14 protein-coding genes are annotated in these 12,730 nt (G+C 51.4%); 1 reads left to right on the top strand and 13 read right to left on the bottom strand.

The genetic code is table 11. The annotated features are described in order from the left end of the window. Nucleotides 1–92 precede the first annotated feature (92 nt). The 13 genes from AC07UY_RS04500 to asnC all read right to left on the bottom strand — a co-directional run bounded on the left by AC07UY_RS04500 (nt 93) and on the right by asnC (nt 11,582). A complete protein-coding gene (locus AC07UY_RS04500; protein WP_162382301.1) occupies nt 93–512 on the bottom strand; it encodes a F0F1 ATP synthase subunit epsilon in 420 nt (139 codons plus the stop codon). A gap of 20 nt (nt 513–532) precedes the next feature. Further along, the gene (gene atpD, locus AC07UY_RS04495; protein WP_162382300.1) at nt 533–1,915 is read right to left on the bottom strand and encodes a F0F1 ATP synthase subunit beta; all 1,383 of its coding nucleotides are present in this window, start codon (nt 1,913–1,915) and stop codon (nt 533–535) included. A gap of 26 nt (nt 1,916–1,941) precedes the next feature. Further along, nucleotides 1,942–2,805 (bottom strand): F0F1 ATP synthase subunit gamma, encoded by an 864-nt coding sequence (atpG, locus tag AC07UY_RS04490; protein WP_192614017.1) that lies wholly within the window; start codon nt 2,803–2,805, stop codon nt 1,942–1,944. A gap of 50 nt (nt 2,806–2,855) precedes the next feature. Then, nucleotides 2,856–4,397 carry a F0F1 ATP synthase subunit alpha gene (gene atpA, locus AC07UY_RS04485; protein ID WP_301699930.1) on the bottom strand — a complete coding sequence of 514 codons (1,542 nt, stop codon included), beginning with the start codon at nt 4,395–4,397 and terminating at the stop codon, nt 2,856–2,858. Nucleotides 4,398–4,409: 12 nt separating this feature from the next. Next, on the bottom strand, nt 4,410–4,943 hold the full coding sequence (gene atpH, locus AC07UY_RS04480; protein ID WP_203359498.1) for a F0F1 ATP synthase subunit delta: 534 nt from the start codon (nt 4,941–4,943) through the stop codon (nt 4,410–4,412). A 14-nt stretch (nt 4,944–4,957) separates the two neighbouring features. Continuing rightward, entirely contained in the window at nt 4,958–5,428 is a 471-nt protein-coding gene (gene atpF, locus AC07UY_RS04475; protein WP_073511767.1) for a F0F1 ATP synthase subunit B, read from the bottom strand. 59 nt (nt 5,429–5,487) lie between these two features. After that, nucleotides 5,488–5,727: a F0F1 ATP synthase subunit C gene (gene atpE / locus AC07UY_RS04470; RefSeq protein WP_003023794.1), complete on the bottom strand. Its 240-nt coding sequence runs from the start codon at nt 5,725–5,727 to the stop codon at nt 5,488–5,490. Nucleotides 5,728–5,773: 46 nt separating this feature from the next. After that, nucleotides 5,774–6,589: a F0F1 ATP synthase subunit A gene (atpB, locus tag AC07UY_RS04465; protein WP_203359497.1), complete on the bottom strand. Its 816-nt coding sequence runs from the start codon at nt 6,587–6,589 to the stop codon at nt 5,774–5,776. An 8-nt stretch (nt 6,590–6,597) separates the two neighbouring features. Next, on the bottom strand, nt 6,598–6,978 hold the full coding sequence (gene atpI, locus AC07UY_RS04460) for a F0F1 ATP synthase subunit I (protein WP_192614013.1): 381 nt from the start codon (nt 6,976–6,978) through the stop codon (nt 6,598–6,600). A 615-nt stretch (nt 6,979–7,593) separates the two neighbouring features. Further along, nucleotides 7,594–8,217, bottom strand: coding sequence for a 16S rRNA (guanine(527)-N(7))-methyltransferase RsmG (rsmG, locus tag AC07UY_RS04455; RefSeq protein ID WP_203359496.1), 624 nt, complete (start codon nt 8,215–8,217; stop codon nt 7,594–7,596). Nucleotides 8,218–8,321: 104 nt separating this feature from the next. Next, a complete protein-coding gene (gene mnmG / locus AC07UY_RS04450) occupies nt 8,322–10,211 on the bottom strand; it encodes a tRNA uridine-5-carboxymethylaminomethyl(34) synthesis enzyme MnmG (RefSeq protein WP_494659567.1) in 1,890 nt (629 codons plus the stop codon). Between the two features lie 374 nt (nt 10,212–10,585). Then, nucleotides 10,586–11,035 (bottom strand): FMN-binding protein MioC, encoded by a 450-nt coding sequence (gene mioC / locus AC07UY_RS04445; protein ID WP_203359494.1) that lies wholly within the window; start codon nt 11,033–11,035, stop codon nt 10,586–10,588. Between the two features lie 88 nt (nt 11,036–11,123). After that, nucleotides 11,124–11,582 carry a transcriptional regulator AsnC gene (gene asnC / locus AC07UY_RS04440; protein WP_013368348.1) on the bottom strand — a complete coding sequence of 153 codons (459 nt, stop codon included), beginning with the start codon at nt 11,580–11,582 and terminating at the stop codon, nt 11,124–11,126. Nucleotides 11,583–11,733: 151 nt separating this feature from the next. On the opposite strand from asnC, the gene asnA reads away from it, so the two are divergent. After that, entirely contained in the window at nt 11,734–12,726 is a 993-nt protein-coding gene (gene asnA / locus AC07UY_RS04435; protein WP_494700902.1) for an aspartate--ammonia ligase, read from the top strand. Nucleotides 12,727–12,730: the final 4 nt, after the last annotated feature.

Genomic DNA, 12,730 nt, shown 5'->3' with positions numbered 1-12,730 from the left:
GATAAGAAAGGGCTTAAAAAGCGGGAAACCGAAGAAAAGGCAAAAAAAAACCAGCCTGAATTCAGACTGGTTTTTATGCTTTCAAGCCGGTGTTACATCGCTTTTTTGGTCAACTCGATAACGCGCAGTTTCGCGATCGCTTTGGCCAGTTCCGCAGATGCCTGAGCGTAATCCACGTCACCATGAGAGCTCTTAATGTGCTCTTCAGCCTTACGTTTCGCTTCCAGGGCTCTCGCTTCATCGAGATCCTGTCCGCGAATCGCGGTATCAGCCAGTACGGTCACGTTGCCAGGCTGCACTTCAAGAATGCCGCCGGACAGGTAGATAAACTCTTCATGACCGAACTGTTTAACGATGCGGATCATACCAGGCTTAATGGCGGTGAGCAGCGGGGCGTGGCCCGGGTAAATACCCAGTTCACCTTCACTACCCGTTACCTGGATTTTTTCGACCAGACCAGAGAACATTTGTTGCTCTGCGCTGACGACGTCCAGGTGGTAAGTCATTGCCATATCACCCTCCGATTAAGGCGTTAAAGTTTTTTGGCTTTCTCGACAGCTTCTTCGATGGTGCCAACCATATAGAACGCCTGCTCTGGCAGGTGATCGTATTCGCCATCCATGATGCCTTTAAAGCCACGGATAGTATCTTTCAGCGATACGAATTTACCTGGAGAACCGGTAAAGACTTCAGCAACGAAGAATGGCTGGGACAGGAAGCGCTGAATTTTACGCGCACGTGCTACCACCAGTTTGTCTTCTTCGGACAGTTCGTCCATACCCAGGATCGCGATGATGTCTTTCAGTTCCTGGTAACGCTGCAGGATGGACTGAACGCCACGCGCGGTGTCGTAGTGTTCCTGACCAACGACCAGCGGGTCCAGCTGACGGCTGGTGGAGTCCAGCGGGTCAACGGCCGGGTAGATACCGAGAGACGCGATCTGACGGCTCAGTACCACGGTTGCATCTAAGTGAGCAAAGGTGGTGGCTGGTGACGGGTCAGTCAAGTCATCCGCAGGTACGTATACCGCCTGAACGGAGGTGATAGAACCGGTTTTGGTGGAGGTGATACGTTCCTGCAGAACACCCATCTCTTCCGCCAGGGTCGGCTGATAACCTACCGCTGAAGGCATACGGCCCAGCAGTGCGGATACTTCAGTACCGGCCAGGGTATAACGATAGATGTTATCAACGAACAGCAGAACGTCACGACCTTCGTCACGGAACTTCTCAGCCATGGTCAGGCCGGTCAGCGCAACGCGCAGACGGTTTCCCGGTGGCTCGTTCATCTGGCCATAAACCAGGGATACTTTATCCAGAACGTTAGAGTCGGTCATTTCGTGGTAGAAGTCGTTACCCTCACGAGTACGTTCACCTACGCCTGCAAACACGGAATAACCGGAGTGCTCGATCGCGATGTTACGGATCAGCTCCATCATGTTTACGGTTTTACCTACACCCGCACCACCGAACAGACCAACTTTACCACCCTTAGCGAACGGGCAGATCAGGTCCATTACTTTGATACCGGTTTCCAGCAGTTCCTGAGAGCTGGACAGCTCTTCATAAGAAGGTGCTGCACGGTGAATAGCCCAACGTTCTTCTTCGCCGATGTCGCCTTTCATGTCGATCGGCTGACCCAGGACGTTCATGATACGACCCAGGGTTGCTTTACCTACCGGGACTTCGATCGGGTGTTCGAGGTCTTTAACTTCCAGACCACGACGCAGACCGTCGGAAGAACCCATGGCGATAGTACGTACGATACCACCACCGAGCTGCTGCTGAACTTCCAGCACCAGGCTCTCATTACCATTCATAACCTCAAGAGCATCGTACACGCGCGGTACGGCATCCTGAGGGAATTCGACGTCAACCACGGCGCCGATTACCTGGACAATTTTTCCAGTAGCCATCTTGAATCCTCTACGAATTAACCTGGTTATACCGCGGATGCACCACCGACGATCTCGGTGAGTTCCTGAGTAATGCTGGCCTGACGAGCTTTGTTGTATACCAACTGCAGCTCTTTAATCAGGCTGCCGCCATTGTCGGTCGCGGCTTTCATCGCCACCATACGTGCGGCCTGCTCGCTGGCCAGGTTTTCTACCACACCCTGATAAACCTGAGATTCAACGTAACGACGCAGCAGGGTATCCAGCAGCGGTTTCGGGTCGGGTTCATACAGGTAATCCCAGGCTTTTTGTTTTAACTCTTCATCTTCCGATGCCGGTAATGGCAGCAGTTGAGTGAGAGTAGGCACCTGAGACATGGTGTTAATAAATTTGTTGCTGACAACGTACAGTCTGTCCAGACGGCCTTCATCATAGGCCTGCAGCATCACTTTAACCGGACCGATCAGTTCGGACAGGGAAGGGTTATCCCCCATACCGGTTACCTGAGCAACCACATTACCGCCAACGGAGCTAAAGAAAGACACGCCCTTAGAGCCGATCATTGCGAGTTCGCACTGAACGCCTTTTTCGGACCATGCTTTCATATCTGCCAGCAGTTTTTTGAACAGGTTAGTGTTCAAGCCGCCACACAGACCACGATCGGTCGACACCACCAGGTAGCCCACACGTTTAACGTCGCGTTCTTCCAGGTAAGGGTGCTTATATTCCAGATTACCGTTCGCAAGGTGACCAATCACTTTGCGCATGGTCTCTGCATAAGGACGGCTGGCCGCCATGCGCTCCTGCGATTTACGCATTTTGGAAGCGGCGACCATCTCCATCGCTTTAGTGATCTTCTGCGTGTTCTGGACGCTTGCGATCTTACTACGTATCTCTTTTGCGCCGGCCATGAGCTTCTCCTCAATGCCTTGCGGTCTGCCCTAAGACAGACCGCCAGACGTTACCAGGACTGGGTTGCTTTGAAGGAATCGAGGATAGCTTTCAGCTTGCCTTCGATTTCATCGTTATAGCCACCGGACTGGTTAATCTCTTGCATCAGCGGAGCGTGGTCACGGTCGACGTAAGCCAGCAGAGCAGCTTCGAAACTACCGATTTTCGCCAGTTCCACATCTTCGAGGTAACCGCGTTCAGCCGCAAACAGCACCACACCCTGTTGTGCAACAGACATTGGGGCATACTGTTTCTGCTTCAGCAGTTCAGTTACTTTCTGACCGTGGCTCAGCTGCTTACGCGTAGCGTCATCCAGGTCGGAAGCGAACTGAGAGAACGCAGCCAATTCACGATACTGTGCCAGTGCGGTACGAATACCACCGGACAGTTTCTTGATGATCTTGGTCTGCGCTGCGCCACCTACACGAGATACGGAGATACCCGGGTTAACCGCCGGACGAATACCGGAGTTAAACAGGTTAGTTTCCAGGAAGATCTGACCATCGGTAATGGAAATTACGTTGGTCGGAACGAACGCAGAAACGTCACCCGCCTGGGTTTCGATAATCGGCAGAGCGGTCAGGGAGCCGGTTTTACCTTTAACTTCACCGTTGGTGAATTTCTCAACGTATTCCGCGTTAACGCGGGATGCGCGCTCCAGCAGACGGGAGTGGAGGTAAAATACGTCGCCCGGGAATGCTTCACGTCCTGGCGGACGACGGAGCAACAGGGAAACCTGACGATAAGCAACAGCCTGTTTGGACAGGTCATCGTAAACGATCAGTGCATCTTCGCCGCGGTCACGGAAGTATTCGCCCATTGCGCAACCAGCATATGGCGCCAGGTATTGCAGAGCAGCGGATTCAGACGCGGTCGCCACAACAACGATGGTGTTGGACAGAGCATTATGCTCTTCCAGTTTACGCACCACGTTAGAAATGGTGGACGCTTTCTGGCCGATAGCTACGTACACACACTTGATGCCGGAATCGCGCTGGTTGATGATCGCATCGACTGCCATCGCGGTTTTACCGGTCTGACGGTCACCGATGATCAATTCACGCTGACCACGACCGATTGGGATCATGGCATCAACGGATTTATAACCGGTCTGGACCGGCTGATCGACGGATTGACGTTCGATTACGCCCGGTGCGATAACTTCGATTGGCGAGAAGCCATCGTTATCAACAGGACCTTTACCGTCGATAGGGGAACCCAGAGTGTTCACCACACGACCCAGCAGGCCACGGCCAACCGGAACTTCCAGAATACGACCTGTACACTTAACTTTCATGCCTTCGGCAAGGTCAGCGTACGGACCCATCACAACAGCACCTACGGAGTCGCGCTCCAGGTTCAGTGCGATAGCGTAACGGTTACCCGGCAGGGATATCATCTCACCCTGCATACAATCGGCAAGGCCGTGGATGCGGATAACACCGTCACTTACAGAAACAATAGTACCTTCGTTGTGAGCTTCGCTCACAACACTGAACTGAGCAATGCGCTGCTTGATCAGTTCGCTGATTTCGGTGGAATTCAGTTGCATGCTCCAGTCCCCTTAAGACTGCAAGACGTCTGCAAGGCGTTCAAGACGGCCGCGTACGCTACCGTCAATGACCATATCACCCGCACGGATGATAACGCCTGCCATTACAGACTTATCGATTTTGCAATTCAGCTTAACTTTGCGTGACAGACGTTTTTCCATCGCAGCGCTGATCTTCGCAAGCTGTGCTTCACTCAGCGTGGTCGCAGAAGTGACTTCTACCTCAGAGGTAGACTCACTGGCTGCACGCAGTTGAATATACTGCTCCAGAACATCCGGGAGCGCGTTCAGACGATTATTTTCAGCCATCACCTTAATCAGGTTTTGGCCGTTTTCGTCCAACTGCTCACCGCAGACTGCGATAAACGACTCAGCGAGCGTTTCCGGCGCCAGCGCGCCAGAGAGAAGCTCTGCCATTTGTTCGTTCTTAGTTACCTCGGCTGCAAACGCCAGCATGTCCTGCCAACGTTCTACACTTTGGTGTTCGACGGCAAAGTCAAAAGCTGCTTTGGCGTAGGGGCGAGCTACCGTGATAAATTCAGACATCAGCCCCTCCCTCCTTACAGTTCAGCGACAAGTTTATCCACGATGTCGCTGTTAGCAGCTTCATCCACGGAACGTTCGATGATCTTCTCGGCGCCAGCAACAGCCAGGATAGCAACTTGCTTACGCAGCTCTTCACGGGCACGTTTACGCTCGGCTTCAATTTCCGCCTGCGCCTGCGCCACGATTTTAGTACGTTCCTGCTCTGCTTCAGTTTTGGCTTCGTCCAGGATCTGAGAGCGGCGTTTGTTCGCCTGCTCAATGATAACCTGAGCTTCCGCCTTCGCTTTTTTCAGCTGGTCGGTCGCGCTGGCCTTTGCAAGGTCAAGGTCCTTATGTGCTCGTTCTGCGGAAGCAAGACCGTCAGCAATTTCTTTTTGACGTTTTTCGATGGCAGCCATTAACGGCGGCCATACGTACTTCATGCAGAACAGAACGAACAGGACAAACGCGATGGCCTGGCCGAGGATTGTTGCGTTAAGATTCACAGCACAATGCCTCTATCTAGTTAACGTTCTGATATTGCTCTTAATTCAAGCAACGCTTACTACGCGACAGCGAACATCACGTACAGACCCAGACCTACAGCGATCATCGGGATAGCATCCACCAGACCCATAACGATAAAGAACTGAGTACGCAGCAGAGGAATCAGATCAGGCTGACGCGCTGCGCCTTCCAGGAATTTACCCCCGAGGATGCCGATACCGATCGCAGCACCGATCGCCGCCAGACCCATCATCACAGCGGCAGCGATGTACAGCAGATCCATATTCAGGTTTTCCATGACAGTCTCCAGTTTGTTTCAGTTAAAACGTAGTAGTGTTGGTAAATTAATGCTCTTCAGACGCCATCGACAGATAGACAATCGTCAGAACCATGAAGATGAAGGCTTGCAACGTAATAATCAGTATGTGGAAAATGGCCCAGGGCACATTCAGGATCCACTGTGACCACCACGGCAACAGGCCAGCAATCAGAATGAAAATCAGCTCACCGGCATACATGTTGCCGAACAGTCGCAGACCGAGAGAAATCGGTTTGGACAGCAGGCTTACCCCTTCAAGGATTAAGTTGACAGGGATGAACGCCCAGTGATTGAACGGCTGCAGCGTCAGCTCTTTCGCGAAGCCGCCGAGGCCTTTCATTTTGATGCTGTAGAACAGAATGAGGATAAATACGCCCAGAGCCATAGACAGGGTGATGTTCACGTCAGCAGACGGAACCACACGCAGTGCAGGCAAGCCGAGAACATGCTCACCGATGTACGGCAGCAGGTCGATAGGCAGTAAATCCATCATGTTCATCAGGAACACCCAGACGAAAATCGTCAGGGCCAGCGGTGCGATCAGCTTGCTTTTACCATGGTACATGTCTTTCACGCTACCATGCACAAAGCCGATCACCAGCTCAATCGCGGTCTGAAATTTACCTGGTACGCCGCTGGTTGCCTTTTTCGCAACGCTACGGAACATAAGCAGGAACAACAGACCCAGCACCACCGAGAAGAAAATGGAGTCAATATTGAGCGTCCAGAAGGTGGCTGGGGGGTTATGCGGATCCACCAGCGAGAATGTACGCAGGTCCAACTGAAGGTTATTCAGATGGTGTCCTATGTAATCCTGCGGCGTCATATTTTCAGAAGCCATGATGCCTTTTACCCTTTGTTGTTAATTACAGCCGGCGCCAGTATCTGAACCACCAGCACCAAAACCCACGTAACGATCAGCGGTAAAAACACCGCCTTCAAAACCGCCAGCGCCACCACCAGTAAAACCAGCATCGCTAACACCTTAAACGCTTCGCCGAAGGCGAACGACCAGGCCACACGGCCTTTTGCTGGAATCTGCGCCTGGTGACGCCAGGCAAATATCATAAACAACATATTAGGCAGAAACACTGCCATCCCTCCACATATCGCGGAGATGCCCCAGAAGGGGTCTTTGAAGCTAAACAGCAATCCACTTGCCATTACAGCCAGTAGCTGAATGAACAGAAGCTTACGAGCAACGTTTCGACTCAAGAGCGACACAGACATCACGTTTTTACTCCTGCTACCATCGAGGTATGCCGCGTGTCGTATAAAACGTTCTTTAAGACCTGGAGTCAAGCATCAAAAAGCGGTCAAATTATACGGTGCGTCCTCGTGATTTCAAACAATAAGTAGCTAAAAGGTGAATAAATGTTTAAATATTTCTCTCTGCCCCGCATTTTTAACTTTTAGTCAAAGTGTGAACGATCGTGCAAAACTGCAAATAGCGCGAAAACACTGGCGATAAAGCGTGCTTCAGATCACATATTGAGCATATTCGCCCTGACAGTATTTATTTACTTGGCAAATGGTGCCTTTTCAACTTTTTGATATTTAAGAGTAAAGTCACTCACCATTTTAAAAACATCGAACTACAACATAAAAACACCCCATTGACATTCATAATAAATATTTAACATCAAAGAGTGATTTGCAAACCCGATTTTTAGCAGACTGATATTTTCAATGTTGACTACTTTTGTCATTAACAAAAAAAGGGTCTTTGTCGAAATGAAAACAAATAGTGACGCTGTCGTTAAGTGTAACCAGTTATAACGGCACGATACCCCACGATTTTTAACACGTGAGGTCCCGTTTTTTTTCTATTTTTTTTGACAAATATTAAATTTTGTTTGCCTTAACGACGACCAGGTGACGTTCACCTTCCAGTTGTGGAACCCGCAGTTTAACGACCGATTCCACACTAAATTCAGCAGGCAACGAGGCAATTTCATCCTCTGGTAACAGCCCTTTCAGCGCGTAAAAGCGACCATTCTCACCCGGCAGATGATGACACCAACTGACCATATCATTGAGTGAGGCGAACGCACGGCTGATCACACCATCAAACGGCGGCTCGGAAGGAAACTCCTCAACCCGGCTCTGAACGGGCGTGATGTTATCCAGTTTAAGCTCATGTTGAACCTGGCGCAGAAAACGCACGCGCTTGCCCAAACTGTCCAGCAGGGTGAAATGCGACTCAGGGCGTACAATCGACAAAGGAATTCCCGGCAAACCCGGTCCTGTACCAACATCGATAAAACGTTGCCCTTGCAGATGCGGTGCGACAACAATACTGTCCAGAATATGGCGGACCAGCATCTCACCGGGATCTCTGACAGAGGTCAGGTTATAGGCCTTGTTCCACTTGTTCAGCATATCAACATACGCGACCAACTGATTTTTCTGGTGATCGGTGAGCGAAATACCTGCTTGATCCAGCAGACGAGAGAGTTTGTTGAGCACGGTGATTACCTGTCTATAAAATTTGCCCGGTGGCGCTAGCGCGTACCGGGCCTTACGAACCTGTAGAGCGGGTAAGCGAAGCGTCACCCGCCAAAGCTGCGCATTTACGCACTACGGCGCAACATGCCTTGTTTTTTCAACCAGACCAGCAGAATAGAAATCGCCGCAGGCGTAACGCCGGAGATGCGCGATGCCTGGCCAATTGAGACCGGTTTATGATCGTTCAACTTGGCGATAACTTCATTCGACAAACCCGAAACCTGACGGTAATCCAGCGTCGCGGGCAGAATGGTATTTTCGTTGCGCTGCTGTTTTTCGATCTCATCCTGCTGACGGGCGATGTACCCTTCGTACTTCACCTGAATCTCAACCTGCTCAGCTGCCTGAACATCGTCCAGAGATGGAGCAAACGGCGTCAGCGCGGTCAGTTGTTCATAGGTCATTTCAGGGCGGCGCAGCAGATCTTCACCACTCGCTTCACGCGAGAGCGGCGCGCTTAGGTGAGCATTCACTTCGCCCGCAGATTCGGAGGAAGGGGCCACCCAGGTTGATTTCAGACGCTGACGTTCACGCTCAATGTTTTCCAGCTTCTCATTGAAACGAGCCCAGCGCTCATCATCCACCAGGCCCAGTTCGCGGCCCATTTCGGTCAGGCGGAGATCGGCGTTATCTTCACGCAGCATCAAACGGTATTCCGCGCGGGAGGTAAACATGCGATACGGTTCTTTGGTACCCAGGGTGCACAGATCGTCCACCAATACCCCCAGATACGCCTGGGAACGCGCTGGCGCCCAGCCTTCTTTGTCCGCAGACAGACGGGCAGCATTCAGACCGGCCAGCAGACCCTGCGCGGCAGCTTCTTCGTAACCAGTCGTACCGTTGATTTGCCCGGCGAAGAACAGACCGTGGATAAATTTGCTTTCCAGCGTTGGTTTCAGGTCACGCGGATCGAAGAAGTCATACTCGATAGCATAACCCGGGCGAACGATCTTCGCGTTTTCCATCCCCTGCATGGAGCGGACGATCTGCATCTGCACATCGAAGGGCAGGCTGGTGGAAATACCGTTCGGGTAAATTTCGTTAGACGTCAGCCCTTCCGGCTCCAGGAAGATCTGGTGCTGGTTTCTGTCGGCAAAGCGCATCACTTTGTCTTCGATCGATGGGCAGTAACGTGGGCCGATCCCTTCGATCACACCGGCATACATCGGGCTACGATCGAGGTTATTACGGATCACGTCATGGGTTTTCTCATTGGTGTGGGTGACGTAGCACGGCATCTGACGTGGATGCTGAGACGCGTTGCCCAGGAATGAGAAGACCGGCAGCGGATTGTCGCTATTTTGCTGACCCAACACGCTGAAATCGATAGTGCGCGCATCGATACGTGGCGGTGTACCGGTTTTCAGACGGCTCACACGCAAAGGTAATTCACGCAGACGTCGGGAGAGCGGGATCGACGGCGGATCGCCAGCACGGCCACCGCTGTAGTTGTCCAGCCCGATATGAATTTTGCCATCCAGAAAGGTTCCGACAGTCAGTACGACGGCTTTCGCGCGGAATTTCAGACCCATTTGAGTCACTGCGCCAACAACACGATCGTTTTCGACAATCAGATCTTCAACCGCCTGCTGGAAGATCATCAGGTTTGGTTGGTTCTCCAGTGCGGTGCGTACCGCCTGACGATAGAGCACGCGATCCGCCTGTGCCCGGGTTGCACGAACGGCTGGACCTTTGCTTGCGTTTAGTATCCTAAACTGAATGCCTGCATGGTCGATTGCTTTGGCCATCAGCCCACCGAGCGCATCCACCTCTTTTACCAGATGTCCCTTCCCAATACCGCCAATAGCGGGGTTGCAGCTCATTTGCCCCAACGTGTCGATATTGTGTGTCAAAAGCAGGGTTTGTTGACCCATACGCGCTGCGGCCATAGCGGCCTCAGTGCCTGCATGACCCCCGCCAATGATGATGACGTCAAAAGGATCCGGATAAAACATGGTAATTGCCTCGCATTACGGCGGTGTGAAAATGGATTGAAGCCCGGGCCGTGGATTCTACTCAACTTTGTCGGCTTGAGAAAGACCCCGGGATCCTGGGTATTAAAAAGAAGATCTTTTTATTTAGAGATCTGTTTTATTGTGATCTCTTATTAGGATCGCCAGTATCTGTGGATAACCAGGATCCGGTCATTAAGATCAACACATTGCAGAGGATCATTAGCTGTGAATGATCGGTGATCCTGGTCCGTATAAGCTGGGATCAGAATGAAGGGTTATACACAACTCAAAAACTGAACAAGAGTTATTCTTTGGATAACTACGGGTTGATCCAAGCTTTTCACCAGACTTACCCACAGTTGATCGCACGATCTTTACACTATTTTGAGTAAATTAATCCAGGATCCCAGCCAAACCTCTGCCGGATCTTCCGGAATATCGTGTTCAAGGATGTTGATCTTGAGTGTCTCGCCTATCTGTTTTGCTCCGGAACGCTTCAGTTCTGCCTCTATTTTATCGATAGCACCACAGAAGGTGTCGTATTCGCGACTACCAATGCCAATGGCGCCGAAACGCACCTGGGACAGATCGGTTTTTTGAGACTGGAGATCTTCATAGAAAGGAAGAAGGTTGTCTGGAATGTCTCCCGCGCCGTGCGTAGAGCTTATTACCAGCCAGATCCCTGAAGTGGGGAGATCCTCTACCAGCGGACCGTGTAGGGTTTCTGTTGAAAAACCCGCATCTTCCAGCTTTTCAGCCAGATGTTCTGCAACGTATTCGGCACCGCCAAGGGTGCTGCCGCTAATAAGAGTTATGTCCGCCATACGAGCCCATCCTGATAAAGATGGGCTATTGTACGCTGTGAGCGAGCTGGGATCTACCTGTGGAAAAGCAGGGGATTTAAAAAAATGATCATGGGCGGATAGTCCGCATGATCGGGTTCTGCAAAGAGATCAGCGTTTCAGTGGACTGAATTTCATCAATTGTTTGGATCTTGTTGATAAGTACCTGCTGCAGCGCGTCGATCGAGCGGCACATGACCTTAATAAAGATACTGTAGTGACCGGTGGTGTAATACGCCTCCGTCACTTCATCCAGACTTTCCAGTTTGGCTAATGCCGATGGATAGTCTTTCGCGCTTTTTAAAATAATGCCGATAAAACAGCAGACGTCGTATCCCAGCTGTTTCGGGCTGACGTCAATACGCGCTCCGGTAATGATCCCCGCTTGTTTCATTTTCTCTACGCGAACGTGAATGGTGCCAGGGCTGACGCCAAATTGTTTGGCCAGTTCAGCGTATGCCGTACGCGCATTTGCCATTAATGCCTCAAGGATGCCGCGGTCCAGATTGTCGATCTGATAATTTTCCATTGGTTTTTCTTATGTAGATTAGAGATTCACTCTATTTTAGCCTCTTATATTAATGAATCAAAACCTAAGCGGCCTTTTTGTTTGATGATTATTGAAAATCACCTGCATTCTGTTGCTTAATCATAACCAACAGGACGCAGGAGTATAAATAATGAAAACCGCTTACATTGCCAAACAACGCCAAATTAGCTTCGTGAAATCCCACTTTTCTCGTCAACTGGAGGAGCGTCTGGGTCTGATTGAAGTTCAGGCACCGATCCTCAGCCGTGTTGGGGATGGCACGCAAGATAACTTGTCGGGCTGTGAAAAAGCGGTACAGGTAAAAGTGAAAGCATTGCCAGATGCCCAGTTCGAAGTGGTGCATTCTCTGGCAAAGTGGAAACGGCAAACTCTGGGACAACACGACTTCAGCGCGGGCGAAGGGCTGTACACGCACATGAAAGCGCTTCGCCCCGATGAAGACCGTCTTTCTCCGCTCCATTCGGTCTACGTTGATCAGTGGGACTGGGAACGCGTAATGGGCGACGGTGAGCGCCTATTTTCTACCCTGAAAAGCACAGTAGAGGCGATCTGGGCAGGAATTAAAGCCACTGAAGCTGCAGTAAGCAAAGAATTTGGCCTGGCACCGTTCCTGCCGGATCAGATCCACTTTGTTCATAGCCAGGATCTGCTTTCCCGTTATCCTGATCTGGATGCGAAAGGCCGTGAACGTGCAATCGCTAAAGAGTTGGGTGCCGTTTTCCTGGTGGGGATCGGCGGTAAACTGAGCGACGGACACCGTCATGACGTTCGTGCGCCGGATTATGATGACTGGAGTTCCGCCTCCGAACTGGGCTATGCCGGTCTGAACGGCGATATCCTGGTCTGGAACCCGGTACTGGAAGATGCGTTTGAACTTTCTTCGATGGGGATTCGTGTCGACGCCGATGCGCTGAAACATCAGTTGGCGCTGACCGGTGACGAAGACCGATTGAGTCTGGAGTGGCACCAGGCGCTGCTGCGTGGCGAGATGCCGCAAACGATCGGCGGTGGTATCGGTCAGTCACGCCTGACTATGCTACTGCTGCAACTGCCGCACATTGGTCAGGTACAATGCGGCGTATGGCCAGCGCAGGTGCGTGAAAGCGTCTCTTCTCTGCTCTAAGAAT

It is taken from the genome of Citrobacter sp. GW821-FHT02E08 (assembly GCF_059421685.1).
The sequence above is the reverse complement of the archived record's forward strand: the minus strand, read 5'-3'. Positions and strand labels throughout refer to the sequence as shown.